The sequence below is a fragment of the Burkholderia sp. LFS061 genome (assembly GCF_047978125.1).
Taxonomy (GTDB): Bacteria; Pseudomonadota; Gammaproteobacteria; order Burkholderiales; family Burkholderiaceae; genus Burkholderia; species Burkholderia pyrrocinia_C.
Map to the genome: position 1 here is coordinate 19,044 of NZ_JBFPFS010000056.1, position 20,898 is coordinate 39,941.

At 67.7% G+C, this 20,898-nt stretch carries 18 protein-coding genes and 2 pseudogenes; 4 read left to right on the forward strand and 16 right to left on the reverse strand.

Annotated features, from left to right (window positions below):
• Positions 1-2 precede the first annotated feature (2 nt).
• Positions 3-965, reverse strand: a complete 963-nt coding sequence (locus ACNQQL_RS31700; protein WP_347068186.1) for a hydroxymethylglutaryl-CoA lyase — start codon at positions 963-965, stop codon at positions 3-5.
• Between the two features lie 29 nt (positions 966-994).
• Positions 995-2,185, reverse strand: coding sequence for a CaiB/BaiF CoA-transferase family protein (locus tag ACNQQL_RS31705; RefSeq protein ID WP_347068188.1), 1,191 nt, complete (start codon positions 2,183-2,185; stop codon positions 995-997).
• A gap of 269 nt (positions 2,186-2,454) precedes the next feature.
• Between ACNQQL_RS31705 and ACNQQL_RS31710 the strand changes: the two genes are divergently transcribed.
• On the forward strand, positions 2,455-3,429 hold the full coding sequence (locus ACNQQL_RS31710) for a D-2-hydroxyacid dehydrogenase (protein WP_347068190.1): 975 nt from the start codon (positions 2,455-2,457) through the stop codon (positions 3,427-3,429).
• Positions 3,430-3,666: 237 nt separating this feature from the next.
• On the opposite strand, the gene ACNQQL_RS31715 is transcribed toward ACNQQL_RS31710, so the two are convergent.
• From ACNQQL_RS31715 to ACNQQL_RS31745, 7 genes and pseudogenes are all read right to left on the reverse strand, one after another.
• Complete coding sequence (locus tag ACNQQL_RS31715) at positions 3,667-3,879, reverse strand: hypothetical protein (RefSeq protein ID WP_006497261.1); 213 nt, start codon at positions 3,877-3,879, stop codon at positions 3,667-3,669.
• Between the two features lie 169 nt (positions 3,880-4,048).
• Entirely contained in the window at positions 4,049-6,631 is a 2,583-nt protein-coding gene (locus ACNQQL_RS31720) for an EAL domain-containing protein (RefSeq protein WP_347068192.1), read from the reverse strand.
• 58 nt (positions 6,632-6,689) lie between these two features.
• Entirely contained in the window at positions 6,690-10,382 is a 3,693-nt protein-coding gene (locus tag ACNQQL_RS31725) for a response regulator (protein WP_347068194.1), read from the reverse strand.
• Between the two features lie 45 nt (positions 10,383-10,427).
• Entirely contained in the window at positions 10,428-11,561 is a 1,134-nt protein-coding gene (locus tag ACNQQL_RS31730) for an ABC transporter substrate-binding protein (protein ID WP_347068196.1), read from the reverse strand.
• A gap of 638 nt (positions 11,562-12,199) precedes the next feature.
• A complete protein-coding gene (locus ACNQQL_RS31735) occupies positions 12,200-12,637 on the reverse strand; it encodes a hypothetical protein (protein WP_347068198.1) in 438 nt (145 codons plus the stop codon).
• A 150-nt stretch (positions 12,638-12,787) separates the two neighbouring features.
• Positions 12,788-13,711 carry an ABC transporter permease gene (locus ACNQQL_RS31740; RefSeq protein WP_347068200.1) on the reverse strand — a complete coding sequence of 308 codons (924 nt, stop codon included), beginning with the start codon at positions 13,709-13,711 and terminating at the stop codon, positions 12,788-12,790.
• Positions 13,711-14,058, reverse strand: a pseudogene (locus ACNQQL_RS31745) (ABC transporter permease subunit); the annotation flags it as partial. The pseudogene ACNQQL_RS31745 and the gene ACNQQL_RS31740, both read right to left, overlap by 1 nt.
• Between ACNQQL_RS31745 and ACNQQL_RS31750 the strand changes: the two are divergent.
• Complete coding sequence (locus tag ACNQQL_RS31750) at positions 14,057-14,668, forward strand: acyl-homoserine-lactone synthase (RefSeq protein WP_015877501.1); 612 nt, start codon at positions 14,057-14,059, stop codon at positions 14,666-14,668. The pseudogene ACNQQL_RS31745 and the gene ACNQQL_RS31750 sit on opposite strands and share 2 nt — an antisense overlap.
• Here ACNQQL_RS31750 and ACNQQL_RS31755 read toward each other — a convergent pair.
• The 6 genes and pseudogenes from ACNQQL_RS31755 to ACNQQL_RS31780 all read right to left on the reverse strand — a co-directional run.
• A pseudogene (locus ACNQQL_RS31755) lies at positions 14,629-15,192 on the reverse strand (ABC transporter permease); the annotation flags it as partial. The gene ACNQQL_RS31750 and the pseudogene ACNQQL_RS31755 sit on opposite strands and share 40 nt — an antisense overlap.
• 37 nt (positions 15,193-15,229) lie before the next feature.
• On the reverse strand, positions 15,230-16,309 hold the full coding sequence (locus tag ACNQQL_RS31760) for an ABC transporter ATP-binding protein (RefSeq protein WP_347068203.1): 1,080 nt from the start codon (positions 16,307-16,309) through the stop codon (positions 15,230-15,232).
• A gap of 49 nt (positions 16,310-16,358) precedes the next feature.
• Positions 16,359-17,534 (reverse strand): ABC transporter substrate-binding protein, encoded by a 1,176-nt coding sequence (locus ACNQQL_RS31765; protein WP_204423323.1) that lies wholly within the window; start codon positions 17,532-17,534, stop codon positions 16,359-16,361.
• Between the two features lie 375 nt (positions 17,535-17,909).
• Positions 17,910-18,170 (reverse strand): type II toxin-antitoxin system death-on-curing family toxin, encoded by a 261-nt coding sequence (locus ACNQQL_RS31770; protein WP_347068206.1) that lies wholly within the window; start codon positions 18,168-18,170, stop codon positions 17,910-17,912.
• Positions 18,151-18,294 carry a hypothetical protein gene (locus ACNQQL_RS31775; RefSeq protein WP_347068208.1) on the reverse strand — a complete coding sequence of 48 codons (144 nt, stop codon included), beginning with the start codon at positions 18,292-18,294 and terminating at the stop codon, positions 18,151-18,153. The genes ACNQQL_RS31770 and ACNQQL_RS31775 overlap by 20 nt, the downstream gene beginning before the upstream one ends.
• A gap of 1 nt (position 18,295) precedes the next feature.
• Positions 18,296-18,523, reverse strand: coding sequence for a hypothetical protein (locus ACNQQL_RS31780; protein ID WP_347068210.1), 228 nt, complete (start codon positions 18,521-18,523; stop codon positions 18,296-18,298).
• A 372-nt stretch (positions 18,524-18,895) separates the two neighbouring features.
• Here ACNQQL_RS31780 and ACNQQL_RS31785 point away from each other — a divergent pair, with 372 nt between their 5' ends.
• Positions 18,896-19,600: a glutathione S-transferase N-terminal domain-containing protein gene (locus ACNQQL_RS31785; RefSeq protein WP_072441031.1), complete on the forward strand. Its 705-nt coding sequence runs from the start codon at positions 18,896-18,898 to the stop codon at positions 19,598-19,600.
• A gap of 114 nt (positions 19,601-19,714) precedes the next feature.
• Here ACNQQL_RS31785 and ACNQQL_RS31790 read toward each other — a convergent pair whose 3' ends face one another.
• Positions 19,715-20,239 carry a MarR family transcriptional regulator gene (locus tag ACNQQL_RS31790; protein WP_347068212.1) on the reverse strand — a complete coding sequence of 175 codons (525 nt, stop codon included), beginning with the start codon at positions 20,237-20,239 and terminating at the stop codon, positions 19,715-19,717.
• A 129-nt stretch (positions 20,240-20,368) separates the two neighbouring features.
• Between ACNQQL_RS31790 and ACNQQL_RS31795 the strand changes: the two genes are divergently transcribed.
• A partial coding sequence (locus ACNQQL_RS31795) for an MFS transporter (RefSeq protein ID WP_347068214.1) occupies positions 20,369-20,898 on the forward strand: 530 nt, incomplete at its 3' end.

Consider the following 20,898-nt stretch of genomic DNA (forward strand, 5'->3'; position numbering starts at 1 on the left):
GTTCATGAGAATGCGCGCTGCGCAGGCATGTCGCCGGCGTCGGCGCGCGGTGGCGGATGAAGATCCGAGCGGCGCCCGGCCTTCAGGATCTGGCTCGGCACGTCATGCCCGATCAACGCGGGCAGCCGTGCCGACGCGGCCAGCACGCACGCGAGGTCGATGCCCGTATCGTAGCCGTCCAGTTCGAGCATGTGCACGAGTTCCTCGGTGCACGCGTTGCCGGTCGCGCCCGGTGCATACGGGCAGCCGCCGAGCCCGCCGAGCGACGCGTCGAAGCGGTCGATGCCCGCGTCGAGCGCCGCGAGCGTATTCGCGAGCGCCATCCCGCGCGTGTTGTGAAAATGCAGCGTGAGCTGCAGCGCGCCGAAGCGCTCGCGGGCGCGCCCGGAAAGATCGCGCACCTGCGACGGAAACGCCATGCCCGTCGTGTCGCACAGCGTGAAGCCGTGCACGCCGAGATCCGCGAAGCGCTGCATCCACGCGAGCACGGCTTCGGCCGACACGTCGCCTTCCATCGGGCAGCCCATCGCGGTCGACAGCGACACGTTGATCGCGACACCCGAACCGCGCACCGCGTCGATCACGTCGCGCAGCTGCGCGAACGACTGCTCGCGCGTCATCCGCAGGTTCGCGCGGTTGTGGCTCTCGCTCATCGACATCACGAGGTTCACTTCGTCGACGCCGCACGACAGCGCGCGCTCGGCGCCGCGCACGTTCGGCACGAGCACCGTATAGACGACGCCCGGCGCGCGCACGATGCCGTGCATCACGGCCTCCGCGTCGCGCAATGCGGGGATCGCCTTCGGCGACGTGAACGACGTGACTTCGATCTTCGCGTAGCCGCATGCGCTCAATGCATCGACGAGCGCGATCTTGTCGTCGGTATCGACGAACGCCGCTTCGTTCTGGAAACCGTCGCGCGTCGCGACTTCGTGGATGTAGAGCCGTTTGTGTCGAGTGCTCATGATGTCGCCTCTTGTCTCCTGTTGCCGGTTCAGATCACGCCGCGCGTGCGCCAGTCGCGGCGCGTCGCGGCATCGATGCCGATCGATTCGAGTACCGCATCGGTATCCGCGCCGAGCGCGGGCGCCGCGCGTTCGATACGCCCGGGCGTCGCGCCGAGTTTCGGCACAATGCCCGGCACCTGCACGGGCGTGCCGTCGGGCAGCGCGGCGTCGACGATCATGTCGCGCGCGCGGTAATGCGGATCGGCCGCGATGTCGGCCACGTCGTAGATGCGCCCGGACGGGATGCGTGCTTCGTTCAGCGCGGCCAGCACGTCGTCGAGGTCGTGGCGCGCGCTCCACGCGCCGATCGCCGCGTCGATGCGCTCGACCTGCGCGACGCGGCCGTCGTTGTGCGCGAGCGCGGGATCGCTGCCGAGATCGGGCCGCCCGATCAGCTCCATCAGGCGCCGGAAGATGCTGTCGCCGTTGCCTGCGATCAGCGCGTACCTGCCGTCGCGGCAGCGGTACGCGTTGGTCGGCGCGATGCCGGGCAGGCTGCTGCCGGCCGCCTCGCGCACCGCGCCGAACGCCGAGTATTCGGGCAGCAGGCTTTCCATCATGTTGAACACCGATTCGTACAGCGCGACGTCGACGACCTGCCCGTTGCCGCCCTGCTGCTCGCGATGCCGCAGCGCGAGCAGCACGCCGATCACGCCGTGCAGCGCCGACAGCGAATCGCCGAGCGAGATGCCGACGCGCACCGGCGTGCGGCCGGGCTCGCCGGTCAGGTGCCGCAGGCCGCCCATCGCCTCGGCGATCACGCCGAAGCCGGGACGGTCGCGGTACGGGCCCGTTTGCCCGAAGCCCGACACGCGCAGCATCACGAGCCCCGGATTGATCGCGGACAGCGCGTCCCAGCCGAGCCCCCAGCCTTCGAGCGTGCCGGGCCGGAAGTTCTCGATCAGCACGTCGGTCCCGGCGACGAGCCGGCGCACGACGCCCTGCCCTTCGGGCGTGCGCAGGTCGAGCGTGAGCGAGGTCTTGTTGCGCGACTGCGCAGCCCACCAGACCGACGTGCCGTCGTGCAGCAGCCGCCATTTGCGCAGCGGGTCGCCGAGGCCGGGCGGCTCGATCTTGATCACGTCCGCGCCGAATTCGGCGAGCATCCGGCCCGCGAACGGCCCGGCGATCAGTTGGCCGAGTTCCAGCACGCGGATGCCGTCCAGGGGGCGCGTCATGGCTGTCTCCGATGAAATCGCGTTGTCGATGACGGCGATCATGACGGCGTTCGCGCACTGCGAAAATCGATCGATGCTCAACCAGCCTTTCCGAAACGGAAAGGCGCATGCCGGTGCGATGGCCGCGTGCGACCTCATGCGCGGTGCGTCAGCCTTTCCGTACAGGAAAGCGCGCTCGCGCAACGGTCAAGCGGCGCCGTGCGCGCCGCCGGCAGAATCGATCCCGTTCCGCGCCCGCAGGGCGCTTGTCACTGCCAGCGAGACCCGCCATGTTTTCCGTTTCCTCTCCCGCGAAGATCGTGTTTCTCGACCGAGCGACGCTGTCGCCGCAAACCGTGCTGAAGCCGTTCCCGTTTCCGCACGAATTGCATGCGTTCGAACGGACGAGCGCGCACGAAGTCGCGTCGCGCATTGCCGACGCCGATATCGTCGTGACCAACAAGGTGCGGCTCGACGCGGCGACACTCGCCGGCGCGCGGCGCGTGCGAATGATCGCGATCGCCGCGACCGGTACCGACATCGTCGATCTCGGCGCGTGCGCGTCGCGCGGGATCGTCGTGAGCAACATACGCGGGTATGCGGTCCGCACGGTGCCCGAGCATACGTTCGCGCTGATCTTCGCGCTGCGCCGCAGTCTCGTGGCTTACCGCGACGCGGTGCGCGCGGGACGCTGGCTCGACAGCGGGCAGTTCTGCTTCTTCGATCATCCGATCCGCGACCTGGCCGGCTCGACGCTCGGGATCGTCGGCGACGGCGTGCTCGGGCGCGCGGTGGCCGGCATCGCGCGTGCGCTCGACATGCGCGTGCTGTTCGCGGCGCACGGCGGTGCCGCCGGTGACGACTACGTGCCGCTCGACACGCTGCTGCGCGACAGCGACGTGATCACGCTGCACTGCCCGCTCACGCCCGCGACGCGGCACCTGATCGATGCCGCCGCATTCGCGCGGATGGCGCGCCGGCCGCTGCTGATCAATACCGCACGCGGCGGGCTCGTGGACGAAAGCGCGCTCGTCGACGCATTGCAGTCGGGGCAGATCGCGGGCGCCGGGTTCGATGTGGTCACGCAGGAACCGCTGCCGGCCGCGCATCCGTTCCACGCGATCCTGTCGCATCCGGCGTTCATCCTGACGCCGCACGTCGCATGGGCGAGCGACGAGGCGATGCAGGCGCTCGCCGATCAGCTCGTCGACAACGTCGCCGCGTTTGCGGGCGGCGAGCTGCGGCATGTCGTGCGACTCGTGTGAGGCTTGCCGGTGCGTGCGAACGTTGCAACCGCGCAAACAGAACGGCCCCGCTCGATTGCTCGAAGCGGGGCCGACTGAATCCGGGGGCTGCTTACGCCAGCGACTCGGCACGTGACGGGTTCGTGCATCCGCTCTGTCCTGCGGCCGGTTTCTGAACGCCCGATGGGCATCACTTCAAGGAATTCGAGCCGCCAACACTGCAGCGCACCGCTCGGCGCGCCGAGCCCGCCGCTAATTTCAGTAGGCGGACATCTCGACGCAAGGATCGACCTTGGACGGCGAGCAGATGACCGAATACTTCGCGCTCTCGCGCATCAGCGCTTCGCCTTCGTGCAGCGCGATCTTGATCTCGGGGTGACGCTCGTACGCGAGGAATGCCGAGCACACGACCGCGGACATCACGACGAGGGAAAACACAAACTTTTCAAGGGTTTGGAAACGTTCTGGCATGGTTCGACCTTTCTCTCAGCCAGAGATTATATCCCGAGATAAGGGTTTTCCCTATATCGCCTGACGCATGCCGGGGATCGCCGTGATCACTCCCCTTTTTTTCGTCGTCGTTTCGCCCGCCAGTTCGCGCCCGGGCACCGGGCGGGACGCGCGAGCGTCGCAGCGTCGCTCAAGCGCGATCGCGGGAGTCGGCCGCTTCGACGGGCCTGACGGAGGACGGGCGCATGCCGATGCGGGCGGCGTCGGGACCTATCCGGTTGTGCAACGTGCTGCGCTCGAATCGCTTGAACGACTCGGCAATGTGCGTGCGCAACAGCTCGACATCCCACGGTTTGATCAAGAGCTTCTGGACCGATCCGTCGCCGGGCGCGGCCACGATCGACTGCCCTTCGCCATAGCCGGACAGCAGGATGCGCACGATGTCCGGATAGAGCGCCTTGACGCGCTGCAACAGGTCGATCCCGGACAGGCTGGGCATGCGGAAGTCCGACACGATCACGCCGACGCGATGTTGCGCGAGCAGGTCGAGCGCGTCGGCGGGATCGGTCGTGCCGAGAATCTCGTAGCCGTCGCGGCCCAGGGCCTGCCTGAGCGTCTGCAGGACGGCCGGGTCGTGGTCGACCAGCAGCAGCGTCCGGTGCAGCAGCTCGCGCTGCCGGCAATGCTCGGGAAGCTCCGAGCCGGCGGAGAGCATGTCGGCGATTTCCGCCCCGGTGACCGGATGGCTGAAGTAATAGCCCTGCATCGCATGGCAGCGGTGCCGGTTCAGGAACGAAAGCTGCGCTTCCGTCTCCACGCCCTCGGCCACCGTCTCCATGTGCAGCGACTCCGCCATCGCGATGATCGAGCGCGTCAGCGACGCGCCTTCCGCGCTCGTGGTGACGTCGCTGAGGAACGACTTGTCGATCTTGACGACATCGATGGGCAGGTCCTTCAGGTACGACAGGCTGGAATAGCCGGTGCCGAAGTCGTCCAGCGACAGCACGACGCCGAGCGCCTTCAGTTCGCGCAGCGTGTGCGCGATCGCGTTGCGGTCCTGCATCAGCACGCTTTCGGTCAACTCGAGTTCGAGCCAGGCCGGCTCCAGGCCGGTATCCCGCAGCGTCCTGCGCACCACGTCGGCCATGTTCTGCTGCCGGAACTGGCGTGCCGACAGGTTGACGGCGATCCGTAGCGGCGCATGCCCGTCCCGACGCCACGCGACGGCCTGCGCGCAGGCCGTGCGCAACACCCATTCGCCGATCGGCAGAATCAGCCCGGTTTCCTCGGCGATCGGGATGAAGCGGTCGGGCGGAATCACGCCGATGCCGGGGCGGCGCCAGCGAATCAGCGCCTCGACGCCGCTGATCCGGCCGGTCTTGAGATCGACCTTCGGCTGGTAGTACAGCTCCAGTTCGCCGTTCGCGGCGGCCTCGTGCAGCGCGTTTTCGAGTTCGGCCTGTTCTTCCACGCGGGCGCCCAGCTCGCGCGTGTAGAAGCTGTAGCCGTTTCGCCCGCGTTCCTTCGCGCAATACAGCGCGGCGTCGGCCGTCTTCAGCAGCGTCTCCGCGTCGGCGCCGTCGGTCGGACAAACGCTGACGCCGATGCTCGTCGTCACGTGCAGGTCGTGTCCGTCGAGCATGAACGGCGCGCCGAAGGTGTTCAGGACCTTGCGGGCGACCGCGTCCGCATCCGTCGCGGTCGACAGGTTGACCAGCATCACGACGAACTCGTCGCCGCCGAGCCGCGCGACCGTGTCGCCGTCGCGCACGGCTGCCTTGAGCCGGGCCGAGACGGCTCGCAGCAGGCCGTCGCCGACCGAATGGCCGAAGGTGTCGTTGATGTGCTTGAAGCGGTCCAGGTCGAGCACCATCACCGCGATCAGGTGTCCCGTGCGCCGCGCGTGCGACATCGCCTGCTCCATGCGGTCGCTCAGCAGGTTGCGATTCGGCAGGCCGGTCAGCGCATCGTGGTTGGCGAGGTATTCGATGCGCCCCTGCTGCATCTTGCGCTCGGTGATGTCCTGCACGATGCCGCGCAGGATGATCGCGTGGTTCAGGTCGCGCCCCGCCTCCGCGTGGTGCAGCACGTGGCGCTCGGTGCCGTCCGGGTGAAGCAGCCGATGCTCGAGCGAGAACGGGGTGCCCTCGGTGCGCAGGCTCGTGAACGACTGGATCAAAAGCGGCTGCTCGTCGACCGGAACGGCTTGCAGCAGCCGATCGAAGGTCGGCGGCGTGCACTCGGGGTCGAGGCCGAGGATCCGGAACAGCTCCGGCGACCAGCTGCCGTCGGCCCGGCCGGCCTGATACTCCCAGTTGCCCAGATGCGCGAGCGCCTGCGCATGCGTCAGGCTGATCTCGGCACTCGCGAGCTTTTCGAGCGTCGCGGCCGCGCGCAGCAGGTAGCGGATCCGGTAGCCGAGCAGCTTCCAGCGCATCGGCTTGGAGACGAAATCGGTCGCGCCGGCGTCGAAGGCACTGGCGATCGACGCGTCGTCGTCGTTGCCCGTGAGCATGACGATCGGCACACGGCGACCTTCCGGCAGCGCGCGCAGCCGGCGGCAGCAGGCGAAGCCGTCGCCGCCGGGCATCTCGACGTCGAGCAGCACCACGGCAGGCCGATGACGCAGGAACGCGTCGATGCCCTCCTGCGGCCCGGTCGCTTCCTCGACGCGAAAACCCTCCGGCTCGAGGGTTTCCACGACCAGCAGGCGCGTCATCGCATCGTCGTCGACGATCAGAATCACCGGTGCATCGACATTTTCCTCGTTCACGACCGTTCTCCTGTTTTCGACCCGCCGCGATCGCCACCGCGATCGTCCGGCGGCCCGCTCAATCCTCCACCATGCGTTCCGCTGTCAATGCGGCCTGCGCGTGCCCGAATTCGGCGTCCGTGCCGGCGACGAGGTCGGCTGCCGCGGCGACGTCGGCGGCGCGCGCCCGTTGCTCGATCTCCTTGCAGCGGGCCGACAGCACGTGCGCGCCGACGTTCGCACTGCTCGACTTCAGCGTATGGGCGGCCAGCCTCAGCGCATCGGCATCGCCCGCTTCGACGGCCGCGCGCATGTCGCGGATCAGCCGCGGCGCATCGAGCGTGAACTGATCGATGATGCGGGTCAGGATATCGGGGCGGCCCGGCCGCTGGAGCGCGCGCAATGCGTCGAGCGCCTTGCGGTCGATCACGTCGGCATCACCGTCCCGATCGGCGGTGGCCGCCCCGCCGGCTTCGGTGCCCGCTTCGATGCCGGCTTGGGTTCCCGCGTCGCCGCTCGCGACGGCCGGCCCGGACGCCGCGCCGCGGGCATGGCGCGCGAGCATCTGCAGCAGCGCATCGCGACGGAACGGTTTTCCCAGGTAGTCGTCCATGCCGGCGGCCAGGCAGCGCTCCCGGTCGCCGCTGAGCGCGTTGGCCGTCAACGCGATGACCGGCAGACGCGGCGCGCCGGCTGCCGCTTCGTGCCGACGCAGCAGCCGCGTCGCCTCGAAGCCGTCCAGCAGCGGCATCTGGCAATCCATCAGGACCACGTCGAACACTTCGTCCGCCAGCATCTTCAGCGCCTGCCGGCCGTCTTCGGCCACGGCCACCCGATAGCCGGTGTCCTCCAGCATCGCCAGCGCGATCTGCTGATTGACCACGTTGTCCTCGACCAGCAGCACGCGCGCCGATCCGGCGTCGGGCGGCAGCGCCGCGTCCGCCCCGGCTTCGTCGGACACCGGCGCGGCCGAAGGCAGCGGCGGCGGCCTCATATGCATCGCCGATGCGATGGCCGTATAAAGCTCCGCGCCATGGAGCGGCTTCGTCAGCCGGGCGTCGATGTCGAGTTCGCGCGCGACCTGGATGCTGTCCATCATCTCGAACGCGGTCAGCGTGACGATCCTGAGCGCACGCAGCGACGGGTCGTGGCGGATGTGCTGCACGAGCGAGATACCGTCCATGCCCGGCATCCGCACGTCGACGATGGCCAGATCGAACGGCGCCCCGTCGGCGACGGCCGCCCGCAACTGCGACAGCGCATCGTCGCCGCCGATGGCCGTCGCGACGCACAGCTGCCATTCGATCGCATGTTCGACGAGCACGCTGCGATCGGTCTCGCTGTCGTCCACGATCAGCACCTTCAATCCCGCCAGCGACGACCTTGCGCCCGCCGCGACGTCGACCACGCCGGACGCCGGCTCGAGCCGCGCGGTCACGGTGAACACCGAGCCCTTGCCGGGCGTCGATTCGAGCGTGAGCTTGCCGCCCATCATCTCGGCCAGCTGGCGGGAAATCACGAGCCCCAGCCCGGTTCCGCCGTATTTGCGCGCGGTCGAGCTGTCGGCCTGCTGGAACGGCCGGAACAACTGCGCGGCCACGTCCGGCGCGATGCCGATGCCGCTGTCGGCGACCGCGAACACGACGCGGCCGTCGTCCGTATACGACACGGCCAGCTCGACCTGCCCGCGCTCGGTGAACTTGATTGCATTGCCGATCAGGTTCGTCAGGATCTGGCGCAGCCGGACCGGGTCGCCTCGCATCCATTGCGGCACGGTATCCGCCTTGCGGAACAGCAGCGCAAGCTCCTTGCGCTGCGCATTGGGTTCCAGCAGCGCGACGACATCGTCGAGCAATTGGTGCAGGTTGAAATCGATGTGCTCCAGCGTCAGCTTGCCGGCCTCGATCTTCGAAAAATCGAGTATGTCGTCGATGATGATGAGCAGCGTCTGACCGGATCGATACACGGTGTCGACGAACTTGCGCTGCTTCGACGTCAGGCGCGTGCGTTGCAGCAATTCGGTCATGCCCAGCACGCCGTTCATCGGCGTGCGGATCTCGTGACTCATCCTCGCGAGAAATTCCGATTTCGCCGAATTCGCGGTTTCGGCCGCGGCGATTGCCGCCTGCAGGTCGATGTCGCGACGTTCGATTTCGTCGAGCATCGTGTTGAAGCCGGCGATCAGGGTCGCGACTTCGTCGCGGCCCTTGTGGGACATGCGCAGGGACAGGTCGCTGCCGCTGCGGATGCGGGCCATGGTGCGCGTCAGATTCCCCAGCGGGCGGGAGATCGACGTGCCGAGGCGATGACTGATCACGAGGCTGCCGATCGCGAGCAAATACGACACGGCGACGATCATCGCGATGGCGCTCGTCACCGCGCGATTGACCTGCGACACGATGCCGCGCTGCTGCAGATCGACGCGCACGGCCTCCTGCTCCGTATAGGCCGCGAGGCGATTCGCGGTCGTCTCCACGTCCGCGATGATGCGCTGCATGCTCGCGTCGTTGGACAACATGTTCGACCGCACCGCGAGGATGCGGCGTGCGGATCCAGCCAGTTCAGCGGCCAGCGGAACCACATCCTGCGCGCGGCTCGACTCGCGCTGCCCGCTCGCGACGAGCGCATCGCGCAGCGCGCTCGCGGCGGCGGAGAGCTTGCCGAGATTCTCCCGTGCGTCGGCGTCGGCACGCTGGAGATGTTCCGTGCTTTTGCTTTGCGCGACCATGCGAAGGTCGGCCGCCAGTTCCTTGATGCCGCCGTTGACGACGGTCGACAGGTACCTGATCCGGGCCGCCTGCCGCTGGAGCGCGATCGTTTCGTCGAGACGCTGTCGCGCCTTGACGATCCGCAGCGCGAACGGGTCGGCGATTTCCGCCAGCTTCGTGTCCAGCGCATCGAGGGACTGCAGGACCTTGTCCTCCCTCGCGTGGTAGCGCGTCGCGACGGACGGCTCCACGAACATCCTGCCGCGCAGCGCGACAAGGCTGTCGTTGCCGTCGAGGATGTCGGCCGCCACGCGCCCGAGCGCATTCGCGACGTCCTGCGTCGTGGCGGCCTCGAGGCTCGGCGCTGCGATCGCCAGCGCATTGCGCGCACCGCCGATGGCCGCCTGCATGCGATCCCGCAGCGGAGCGAGCCGGTATCGGCTCGGCGCGGCGTCGACATGATCGGCAACGCTGACGATGTCCTTGACGTTCATGCGAACCTGGTCGAGCGCGTGAATCGTCCGGTTGTACGCGGCGTTGGCCGCCAGCGCGTCGCTCACCGCCGCGTTGGCCTGGCTGTCCAGCCGTTCGGTTTCGGCACGGATCGTGCCCAGAAATGCGTCGCCCCGTGCCTGGATGCGCTCGATCAGACGGGTTTCGGCGCCCAGCCGCGCCTCGTCCCGCAGACGCTGGCCGACGCCTTCGCTCATCGACCGCAGCATCGTGCGCAGGTCGGTGGACGGCGCGTCGACGCCGTGCCCGTCGATCGCGCGCACGGCGGCCATGAGAGCGGCAGTCCGCTGCAATTGCGTTTCGATCTCCGCCGTGGCCTGCTCCTGCTCGGACGCGTCCTGCGCCTGCTCGAGCCGGCCGAAATCCACCGCGAGCTCCGCGTACGCGCGCTGGAGTTCGTTGCTGCGCACCTGCAGCGGCAACGATTCGGTCGTCAGCGTGCGCACGCCGGACGCAATGCCGCGCACCGCGATCAGGCTGGTCGCGGAAATCGCCAGCGCGCCCAGCAGCATCAGGCTGGTGCCGGTGACAAGCTTGGCCTTGATGTCCATGCAGCCTCCGGGATCGGGACGGCCCGCGCGCGGCCATCCGGCTGGTTATCTGGCCGGCGCGTCCACGGGAGCGATGCGGCCGTGCGCGATTTTCGAGAGGAACACCGCATGCAGCGCCTGGTGATTGTCCGCGCCCAGATCGGCGACCAGACCGCCCAGGTCGAGATGCCGGATCGATTCGAGCGCCTGCTTCAGCGTCGCCCGGGTCGGCGACGGGCCGGCGCGTTCGAGGCCGATCAGCATGATCTTCGCGTCGATGCAGCCCTCGATGTGCACCACGCCCGCGTGTTCTCCCGGAAAGCGCCGCTCGATCAGCCGTACGCAGTCGCGGATCACGTCCCGGTCGTTCTGGGGAAGCGGCACGACCTGCGAGATCAGCGTGCCGTCCCCTTCGTCGCCGACCAGGCGCAGCAGGTCGTCGCTGCCGACGAACGATACCGATGCGAGCCGGGCCTTCAGGCCTTCGCGACGTGCCGCGCGGATGAACGCGGCAATCGGCGTATAGGGGCCGGCCATGACCACGACGTCCGGCTGGCTGTCCAGCAGCGACGCGAGGCCCGTGTCGACCGCCGTGGTCCCGCGGCGGAACGTGCCGGTCGCGACGACCTCCAGGCCATGGCGCTGCAGCGCCAGCCGCGTGCCCGCCAGCACCGCGAGCCCGAAGCCGTCGTCCTGATAGAACACCGCGAACCGTTTCGCGCCGTCGTGCGCGATGAAATGGTCGACCAGCGCGCGGGTCTCGTCTTCATAGCTGGCGCGGATGTTGAATACCTCCGGCACGACCGGCTTGCGCAGCGCCATCGCGCCGGTGAACGGGCCGACGAGCGGAATGCCGGCCTCCCGGATGATCGGCAGCACCGCCGTGGTCGTCGGCGTGCCGACATAGCCGAACAGCGCGAACACGTTGCCCCGTTCGATCATCTCCAGCGTGCTGTCGACGGTCCTGTCGGGCTCGTAGCGATCGTCGCCGACCACGAGGTCGATCTTCCTGCCATGCACGCCGCCGCGCGCGTTCACGCCGTCGAACACGGCTTGCGCGCCCGCCAGCAGCCCGCGCCCGAGGCCTGCCGAATTGCCCGTTTGAGCGTTGACCATCCCTAGGCGGATCGCGCCGTCGGTCACGCCGGGCTCTGCCGCAAGGCAGGCGCCGGGGCCTGTCATCGCGGCAACGCAGGCCATCAGCGTCACTGTCCGGTGCAACGTCGCGCTTCGAGCGTGCTGGCGGACCGCGAGGCCGTGTTCAGGCCCGACGGAAGGCGCCGTCCATCCCGGGCTGCGCCGGCCAAGGGATCGAACGATCGGCGCGAACGACAGGCGGCCGGCACGAGCAAGCGCGCGCAATACATGCGGAAACCGGGTACCCGAACACATTCGGGCGACACACACGCCATTGCCCATGCTGGGTTCCTCTTCCGCACCCGGTTTCTTGATTCTTGATATCTGGTCATGCCCGCCGCATGCCGAACTACCGATGCGGCATGATGCGATTAGTCATATATATAGGTTGCATCAAATGCGACTGCAAGCCGGAGGCGATTAAACGCGGATTATCGACGGCATTGCACTTCCCGCACGGGAACGTCATCGCGCGAAGGCTGCATTTTGTTTTGCTTTCAGAATTTCGATTCGATTTTTAATGCGCCATTCTTTTGCTTAAATTCGCTCATTCGAATCGCGATGAATGCGCGCCGTGGTGGCGCGATCCGGTCCCGATTCTAAAACGGAACCGGCCGCCGATCTGCAACGCGGCGGGAAGCTCGCCTGCACGGCCCGAATGTCCTGATCGTCGGATGGTCAAACCGGAGTCCGCAGCTGCGTCACTTCGGCGCCGACGCGCCGCTCGCCGCGTCGCCATGCCACGCCTTGCCGATCTGGTCGATCAGCGATTTCGCGGTGCCGGTCGCGAGCGCCGCGTCGACGCCCGAGGTCTGCCACGAGCCGTCGGCGGCCTTCACGAAGGTCAGGTTCGCGCGCGACGGCGAGTAATCGGCATTGCGCCACGTGACGACGACGTCGCACGAGTACGTGCGATCGCCGAGCTTCTTGCAGTCGCCGTCGGGCTTCGCCGACACGACATCGGCCGACACCGGCAGCGGCTGGCCGAACAGCGCGTTCAGGCCGCCGTGGTTTTCCGCTTCGAGCGCGCGGCGCACCGCGGCGTCGACGTCGCTCGATCCGGGGCCGTCGTGGAGCAGGTTGCAGGCGGCCAGCAGCGTCGAGGCACAGCCGAGTGTCAGCAGCGTTTGAAACTTCATGGATATCCGTTGTCGAGTAAGCGTCGGGTGGCGCGCGGGAACACGTTCGCCGGACCGGTATGCCGCGTAGTCTGCAACGTCCGCGTGTCGTTCGCGGTATCCATTTGTAACCAATTGCACGGACGCGATCGCCCGCTGCCGCGCCCGCGCCTACTGCCGCTCCTGCTTCACGCGGCTGACGAGCTGCGTCGGGCTCACGAACTGCAGTGCGATCACGACCCACACGAGCGTGATGGTCATGTAGATCATCGCCATCGCGTCGATCGACTGCGGCGCGCGCACGCCGGTCGAGAACACCGCGTAATACAGCGCGACGACGAGCGTCTGCGTGCTCGGGCCCGCGGTGAAGAACGTCAGCTCGAACATCCCGATCGTGCGCACCAGCACGAGCAGCCCCGCCGCAAGCATGCCGGGCACGAGCAGCGGCAGCAGCACGTAGCGGAAATAGCGCCACGTGTTCGCGCCGAAGATGCGCGCGGCGGCTTCGAGATTCGGGTCGATCTGTTCGATGAACGGCGTCATCACGAGGATCACGAACGGCAGCGCCGGCACGAGGTTCGCGAGGATCACGCCCGGCAGCGTGCCCGCGAGCCCGACCTTGTACATCACGGTCGCCATCGGAATCCCGTACGTGACGGGCGGCACCATCAGCGGCAGCAGGAATACCAGCAGCGCGAAGCGCTTGCCGCGAAACCGCACGCGCGCGAGCGCATAGGCGGCCGGCACGCCGAGCGCGATCGACAGCAGCACGACCGCGCCGACGACCTCGACGGTCACCCACAGCACGCTCGCGAGCTGGAAGTCCTCCCACGCCTTCGCATACCAGCGCAGCGTGAAGCCCTGCGGCAGCGGCGTGCCGAACCAGCGCGTCGCGACCGAGTTCACCGCGACGGTCGCGATCAGCAGCATCACGTTCAGCAGGAAGAACGCCATCAGCCCCCAGACGAGCGCCTTCCAGGCACGGCCGGCGAGGTTGCTTCTCATCTTTTGCGGCTGCCTCGCATCGACGGGCCGTGCATCGGGCGAACCCTGCTTCGGCGGCCAGGCCGGCGCGGCACGATTGTCGGTCGCCATCAGCCCTTGCCCCCCGTCACCGGCCCCGTATAGAAGAAGCGGCGCGCGCCGAGCATCGATGCGACCACCAGCAACTGCACGAAGCCCATCACGATCGCGATCGCCGACGCGAGCGAATAGTCGTAGCTCTCGAACGCGGCCTCGGCCGCCGCGATCGAGATCACGCGCGTCGGCCCGGCCGGCGCGCCGAGCAGCACGGCCGACGGGAACACCGAGAACGCCTGCACGAACGACAGGCACGCGGCCATCGTGAGCCCCGGCACGAGCAGCGGCAGGTAGATCTGCCGGAACTGCTGCCACGGGTTCGCGCCGAGCGTCGCCGCCGCGCGCGCGAGCGTCGGGTCGATGCAAACTTTCGTTCACGAGGCAGGCCGCCTTCCCGCCCATATCGCCGCCGAGCTGGGTTCGTACCGTTATCGCGTGTTCGTCGAGCAGCTCGGCTGGCAGCTGCCGTCCGAAGACGAAAAATTCGAGCGCGATCAGTACGATCGCGACGATACCGTCTACGTATTGGGACGCGATGCGAATGGGGAGATATGCGGTTGCGCGCGGCTGCTGCCGACCACCCGCCCCTACCTGTTGCAGGAAGTGTTCCCGCACCTGCTGGCCGACGAGCATCCGGCGCCGCGCTCCGCCCACGTCTGGGAGCTGTCGCGCTTCGCGGCGACCCCCGAGGAAGGGGCCGATGCCGGCAGCCTGGCCTGGTCGGTGCGGCCGATGCTCGCCGCCGCCGTGGAGTGCGCGGCACGGCGCGGCGCGCGCCAGTTGATCGGGGTCACGTTCTGCAGCATCGAGCGGCTGTTCCGCCGGATCGGCGTGCATGCCCACCGGGCCGGCGCACCGGTGTCGATCGACGGGCGCATGGTGGTGGCATGCTGGATCGACATCGACGCGCAGACGCTGGCCGCGCTCGACCTCGACCCGGCGCTTTGCGCGTCGCAACCCGAAGCGGCCTGAATGCCGCTGATGTACGACAGCATCAGCAGGAATGCGAACGGAAAGCCCGACACGATCAGCGACAGCAGCACGCCCCAGTAGTTGTGCGTGAGGCGCACTTCGTCGGTGTACAGGTGCAGCCCCTGCAGCGCCTGCGGGAACCAGCCGTTCGGCCCGAAGTACGTGAGCATCCCGTCGGCGACGAGCACCGTGCCAAGCGTGACGGGAATCACCAGCAGCGTCGTGACGAACTTCTGGTACGGCGAATGGCGACGCAGCGCGAACGCGACGGGCACCGACACGCCGACGTTGAGCAGCGTGGCCGGCACCGCGAGCTTCAGCGTGACGAGCACGGTCGGCCACATCGCGGTATCGGTGAAGAACTGCACGTAGTTCGCGAGCGCGCCGCCGCCGTTCATCGGCTGGAACGACAGCACGAGGCCGTACGCGAACGGATAGATGAACAGCGCGACGATGAACCCGAGCGCGGGCGTGACGAGCCAGGCCTTCGCGTCGCGCGGCGTGCCGGCCGCGAGCGTGCTCATACGGCCTCCCGGCGGGACAGCGCTGCGGTCGGGCGGCTCATGCCGCGTCTCCCGCATAGACGAGCGTGCGCGACGGCGCGACGCGCAGCCGCAACCGTTCGCCTTCCGAGAATTCGCCGGCGACGCGCGCCCAGATCGAACCGAACGGCGCGATCGCGCGGATCAGCGAATCGCGGCCGCCATACTCGACCGTTTCGACCGTCGCGTCGAACGCGTTGTCGCCGCCGTCGTCCGCGCGCTCGATGTCGTCGGGGCGCAGCGCGACCACGACGTCCTTCGCGTCGAAGCCGGCCATCGGCACGCCCGCGAGACGCACGCCGCCGGCCGCGACGTTCACGTAGTCGCCGGCCATCCCTTCGAGCGTGAACGGCAGCACGTTGCGATAGCCCATGAAGCGCGCGACATGCAGGTTGTGCGGGCGCGTGTAGACGTCCTTCGGCGACGCGACCTGCTGCACGACGCCCTCCTTCATCACGACGATGCGGTCGGCCATCGACAGCGCCTCGTCCTGGTCGTGCGTCACGTAGATCGTCGCGCGTTCGAGCTGCGTGTGGATGCGGCGAATCTCCGCGCGCATCTCGATGCGCAGCTTCGTGTCGAGGTTCGACAGCGGTTCGTCCATCAGCACGAGCGGCGGCTCGATGACGATCGCGCGCGCGATCGCGACGCGCTGCTGCTGCCCGCCCGACAACTGCCCGGGCAGCTTGCCTTCATGGCCGACGAGCTGCACGAGTTCGAGCGCCTGCTGCGCGCGCCGCCGCGTTTCCTGCTTCGCCATGCCGCGCATCTTGAGGCCGAAGCCGACGTTGTCGAGCACCGACATGTGCGGAAACAGCGCGTAGTTCTGGAACACCATCCCGAAGCCGCGGCGCTCGGGCGGCAGCACGTCGATGCGCGTGTCGTCGAGCCAGATGCCGCCGCTCGTGAGCGGCTGCAGCCCCGCGATGCAATTCAGCGCGGTCGACTTGCCGCAGCCCGACGGGCCGAGCAGCGCGATGAACTCGCCGCGCCGGATCTCGAGGTCGAGCCCGTCCAGCGCGGCGACCTGCGCGCCTTCCGCATTGGTGAAGCTGCGGGACACGCCGTCGAGCCGCAAGCGTTCGAAACTGTGCTTCATTGCGCGAACTCCATGAACGCGGGCGCCGCGGCGCCCGCCGTTTCAAGCGTCATTTCGACTTCTGCGAACCGATCTCGCGATCCCACTTCTGGAACGCGGCGACCATCGCCTGCGCGCTGAGCGGCTGTACGTGCGGACGATCGGCGAGCAGCTTCGCGTATTCGGGTCGGCCGAACTTGCGGATCACCTCCTGGCTGTGCGCGGGCGCCATCTCGAGCGTCACGCCCTTCACCGCCGGGCCCGGATAGAAGTAGCCGTCGTCGTAGGTCATCGCCTGCTGCGCCGGTTCGAGCAGGAAGTTCATCAGCTTGAACAGTACGTCGAGCTTTTCCTTCGGCACGCCCTTCGGGATCACCATGTAGTGCGCGTCGTTGACCCACGTCATGTTGTCGAACGCCTGGACCCTGAACTCGGCCGGCACGATGCCGAGCGCGCGCGGGTTGAGATCCCAGCCGGTGACGGTCACGGTCATGTCGCGGGTGCCCTCGCCGAGTTCCTTCATCACGGCCGACGTGCCGCCCGGGTAGTACGGGACGCAGTCGTTCAACGCCTTCAGGAACGCCCAGGTCTTGTCCCAGCCGTTGATCGGGTCCTGCGGATTCTTGTCGCCGAGCACGTACGGCAGCCCCATCAGGAACGTGCGGCCGGGGCCCGAGTTCGCCGGGCGCGCGTAGATCAGCTTGTTCGGGTGCGCCTTGCACCACGCGAGCAGCTGGTCGGGCGTCTTCGGCGGGTTGCTCACCTTCGCCGGGTTGTATTCGAGCAGCGGGCCGGCCGGCATGTAGGTGACGGCGAGGCCGAAGCCTTGCGCGAGATCCTGCATCTTGCGCGGGCCGGGCGCGTATTTGTCGAGCACGCCGGGGAACGCGGCCGCATCGTCGGGCAGCAGTTTCTGCCACAGGTTCTGTTCGATGCCGGCAGCCAGCGCGTCGGTGCCCGTCAGCACGAGGTCGATGTCGGAGCGCCCGGCCGCCTGCATCGCCTTGATCTTGCCCGGCAACTGCGGCGCCGGCGCATTCGTGAACGTGACGTTCGATACGAGGTTCGGGTTCTTGTCCCTGAAGGCTTCGATGGCCTTCTGCGTGAGCTGCAGGTTGCCCGCGACGTCGACGATGTTCAGCGACACGGGCGCGGCAACGGCCGTCGCGGCCCCTGCCGCCGTCAGCGTGAAGCCCAGCGCGACGGCAATCCGGCGGGCACGGCGCGCGATCGTGGTTGTGTTCATGTCTCCTCGCTTCGGTCGGTGGATGGGACCTTTCTTTCGGGAAATCATGACGGCGTTATACGATGTCGGTCAACAAAAAACCATGATGTGCGGGGCGGGACTTTCCCTGACGAAAACCCTTCTGCGATGTTGTGATTCAACAGGCCGAACGGATGCCAGGTGTGCTGCGGCAGTTTGAATGCAGCGTGTTAGGACATCGTATGTCGGCGTGAGGGGGCAGAATCAGGCCGGTGAGTCGGGAACGCCCGGCCGGCGCGTTTCGTGGGAGGAATGCAACGTCGACCGGATATCCGGAAGATGTATCGAGCCCGTGCAGGTTATCGGCGCGCGGTCATCAGGACAAGGCCGCAGAGAATGGCTGCGTGAGGCAGGGTTTCAACGGGACAGGGACAATTCCCAGAACGCACTGAAATATTCAGCCAGTTCCTCGCTCGTGACGCTGCCGTCCGCGACTTCGACCATGAGGTCTTCGAGATCGGCAAGGCGAGGAATCGAGATACCTTGGCGCTCCATATACGTCAACGCGCGAGTGAGACCGGTGCGCTTGTTTGCATCATTGAACACATGGCCGCGCGCGATTGCGATGGCATAGGTCGCGGCAATACCGAACACGTCATCAAGGCTCGTAATGAACATGATTTTCGACGCGATGGAGAGCGGCCTCGACGCCGCCTCGGCCGGCATGAGCGAAACCGCTGAGGCCGCCGAGGTCCCGGATGATCTCGTCGTGAATGGTGATGACGTAATCGAGATCCAGCAAATCAGCGGTCCTTCAGCGCGATCAGCACGTCCCGGTGTTCGGTAATGACTTTTCGTGCTGCACGCAGCACGTCGCCTTTCTCGGTTTCGGTCGAGACCTTGACCTCCGCCGTGGGGCGAATGATCGTGCGAGGTTTCAGCTCGACTCCGTACAGCGTTTTCCTTTTGGGAGTCGTGACGGATTTCCGATAAAAAATGATATTAATCAGCCATTTATCTCGCATTGGCATGCAGCGGCCACACTGCTGAAAATCATAGCATCCAACGAACCGCATCAAACGCCGACGCGTGGATCGCGGCCGGCGTCAGGTTCGCGACCGTCGTACCCGATGCGCCGGACGCACCTGCGCCGACCACTCATGCGCAAGCATCTGTCGCGCTCTACGGCATGATCGATGCGGGCCTGCCGTACCAGAGCACGTCGACCGCATCGTTCAGCCCGGCCGCGCCGAACCCCGGCCGCGGCCTGCATCGATTCCGGGGATCGGCTACAGTGGGCGTTTTTCGGCGCGCTCCGGCGTCGTCACCGCGCCGCGGACCGTGCGCGTGCGCGGCGGCACGGCGGAGCGCGGATCACCCACCTCGTCGACGAGCGAACTTCCATGCCCGACCTGTCCGCCTTCCCGATCACGCAAAAGTGGCCGGCCCAGCATCCCGACCGTCTCCAGCTCTACTCGCTGCCGACACCGAACGGCGTCAAGGTGTCGATCATGCTCGAGGAAACCGGCCTGCCGTACGAGCCGCACCTCGTGCGCTTCGACACGAACGACCAGTTGTCGCCCGCGTTCCTGTCGCTGAACCCGAACAACAAGATCCCGGCGATCATCGATCCGAACGGCCCCGACGGCAAGCCGCTGCCGCTGTTCGAATCGGGCGCGATCCTGATCTATCTCGCGGACAAGACCGGCCAGTTGATCCCGAAGGATCTCGCCGGCCGCTACGAGACGATCCAGTGGGTGATGTTCCAGATGGGCGGCATCGGCCCGATGTTCGGCCAGGTCGGCTTCTTCCACAAGTTCGCCGGCCGCGACTACGAGGACAAGCGCCCGCGCGACCGCTACGTCGACGAGTCGAAGCGCCTGCTCGCCGTGCTCGACGCGCATCTCGCGAACCGCAAGTGGATGATGGGCGACACGTACACGATCGCCGACATCGCGATCTTCCCGTGGGTGCGCAACCTCGTCGGCTTCTACGAAGCGGGCGATCTGGTCGGCTTCAGCGAATTCCGGCACGTCGCGCGGGCGCTCGACGCGTTCGTCGCGCGTCCGGCCGTCGCGCGCGGGCTCAATATCCCGGCACGCAGCTGACCGGCGACGCGGGCGCGCCGTGTGCGGCCCGCGATAATCCGCGCAGCCCGCCGCATTGCGCGGCGGGTGTCGCTTCCTTCCGTTCGGCGCGTTCGCGCCCGCCATTCGCCGACGCTACTTTCCTCCCGACCCTTCCGACCCTTCCGGCGCCCCGTCGGCCAGCCCCGCCAGCAACTTTCCCAGCAATTGCGACAACTGCGCCTGTTCCGCGTCCGACAACGCGGCCAGCAGCGCACGCTGATTGTCGATATGCGCGACGACTGCTTCGTCGATCAGCGCGCGGCCGGTTTCCGTCAGCGCGACGAGCGTGCCGCGCCCGTCGGCCGGGTTCGGCCGGCGCTCGACCCAGCCGGCCTTCTGCAGCCGGTCGATGCGCGCGGTCATCCCGCCCGACGACATCATCAGCGCGTCGTACAGCGCCGTCGGCGTCAGCGCGAACGGCGCGCCACCGCGCCGCAGCGTCGCGAGCACGTCGAATTCGCCCGGCTGCATCCCGTAGCGCGCAAACAGCGGATTGAGACGGTCGCGCGCGATCACCAGCGCGGCTTCCTGCAATCGGCCCATCACGACCATCGACGAAGCGTCGAGATCCGGACGCTCCGCGCGCCATTGCGCGAGCGCATGCGCGGCTCGATCCATTAACCCTCCTCGGCTCACCAGTTATCTTGACGTCGAGATAAATCGGCGTTTATCTTGATGTCGAGATACTTTACATGAAAACGCACGGCGCCCGGACGGACGCCGTGCACCGATACCGAGGGCCTGTCGATGAATCGCTTCACTTCCCCCGGATGGCGGCTCGCCGCCATCGTGCTCGTCGGGCTGAACCTGCGGCCGGCGCTCGCCGCCGTCGGCCCGCTGCTCGACATGATCCAGCGCGCGACCGGCATCGGCGACGGCGCGGCCAGCCTGCTGACGACGATCCCGATCCTGCTGATGGGGCTCGGTGCGCTGAGTGCGCAGCGCCTGCAGCGCGTGACGGGCATCGCGGGCGGCGTATGGCTCGGCGTCGCGCTGATCGGGCTGGCCTGCGTATCGCGCATCGGTGCGCAGCACGCGTGGCTGCTGCTCGCGAGCGCCTGTTGCGCGGGTGTCGGGATCGCGATGGTGCAGGCGCTGCTGCCCGGTTTCGTAAAGGCGCATTTCGCGACACGCGTCGGCGGCGCGATGGGCGTCTATTCGACGTCGATCATGGGCGGCGCGGTGCTCGCGAGCGTCGTCGCGCCGTTTGCCGCGGCGCGCTGGGGCTGGCTCGCCGCGCTCGCGGGCTGGGCGCTGCCGGCCGCGGTGGCCGCGCT

What these genes read in the sequence shown, in the direction of transcription:
- ACNQQL_RS31700 (WP_347068186.1), bottom strand. Translation starts at nt 965, where the DNA reads ATGAGCACTCGACACAAACGGCTCTACATCCACGAAGTCGCGACGCGC.
- ACNQQL_RS31705 (WP_347068188.1), bottom strand. Translation starts at nt 2,185, where the DNA reads ATGACGCGCCCCCTGGACGGCATCCGCGTGCTGGAACTCGGCCAACTG.
- ACNQQL_RS31710 (WP_347068190.1), top strand. Translation starts at nt 2,455, where the DNA reads ATGTTTTCCGTTTCCTCTCCCGCGAAGATCGTGTTTCTCGACCGAGCG.
- ACNQQL_RS31715 (WP_006497261.1), bottom strand. Translation starts at nt 3,879, where the DNA reads ATGCCAGAACGTTTCCAAACCCTTGAAAAGTTTGTGTTTTCCCTCGTC.
- ACNQQL_RS31725 (WP_347068194.1), bottom strand. Translation starts at nt 10,382, where the DNA reads ATGGACATCAAGGCCAAGCTTGTCACCGGCACCAGCCTGATGCTGCTG.
- ACNQQL_RS31730 (WP_347068196.1), bottom strand. Translation starts at nt 11,561, where the DNA reads ATGGCCTGCGTTGCCGCGATGACAGGCCCCGGCGCCTGCCTTGCGGCA.
- ACNQQL_RS31735 (WP_347068198.1), bottom strand. Translation starts at nt 12,637, where the DNA reads ATGAAGTTTCAAACGCTGCTGACACTCGGCTGTGCCTCGACGCTGCTG.
- ACNQQL_RS31740 (WP_347068200.1), bottom strand. Translation starts at nt 13,711, where the DNA reads ATGGCGACCGACAATCGTGCCGCGCCGGCCTGGCCGCCGAAGCAGGGT.
- ACNQQL_RS31750 (WP_015877501.1), top strand. Translation starts at nt 14,057, where the DNA reads ATGCAAACTTTCGTTCACGAGGCAGGCCGCCTTCCCGCCCATATCGCC.
- ACNQQL_RS31760 (WP_347068203.1), bottom strand. Translation starts at nt 16,309, where the DNA reads ATGAAGCACAGTTTCGAACGCTTGCGGCTCGACGGCGTGTCCCGCAGC.
- ACNQQL_RS31765 (WP_204423323.1), bottom strand. Translation starts at nt 17,534, where the DNA reads ATGAACACAACCACGATCGCGCGCCGTGCCCGCCGGATTGCCGTCGCG.
- ACNQQL_RS31770 (WP_347068206.1), bottom strand. Translation starts at nt 18,170, where the DNA reads ATGTTCATTACGAGCCTTGATGACGTGTTCGGTATTGCCGCGACCTAT.
- ACNQQL_RS31780 (WP_347068210.1), bottom strand. Translation starts at nt 18,523, where the DNA reads ATGCCAATGCGAGATAAATGGCTGATTAATATCATTTTTTATCGGAAA.
- ACNQQL_RS31785 (WP_072441031.1), top strand. Translation starts at nt 18,896, where the DNA reads ATGCCCGACCTGTCCGCCTTCCCGATCACGCAAAAGTGGCCGGCCCAG.
- ACNQQL_RS31790 (WP_347068212.1), bottom strand. Translation starts at nt 20,239, where the DNA reads ATGGATCGAGCCGCGCATGCGCTCGCGCAATGGCGCGCGGAGCGTCCG.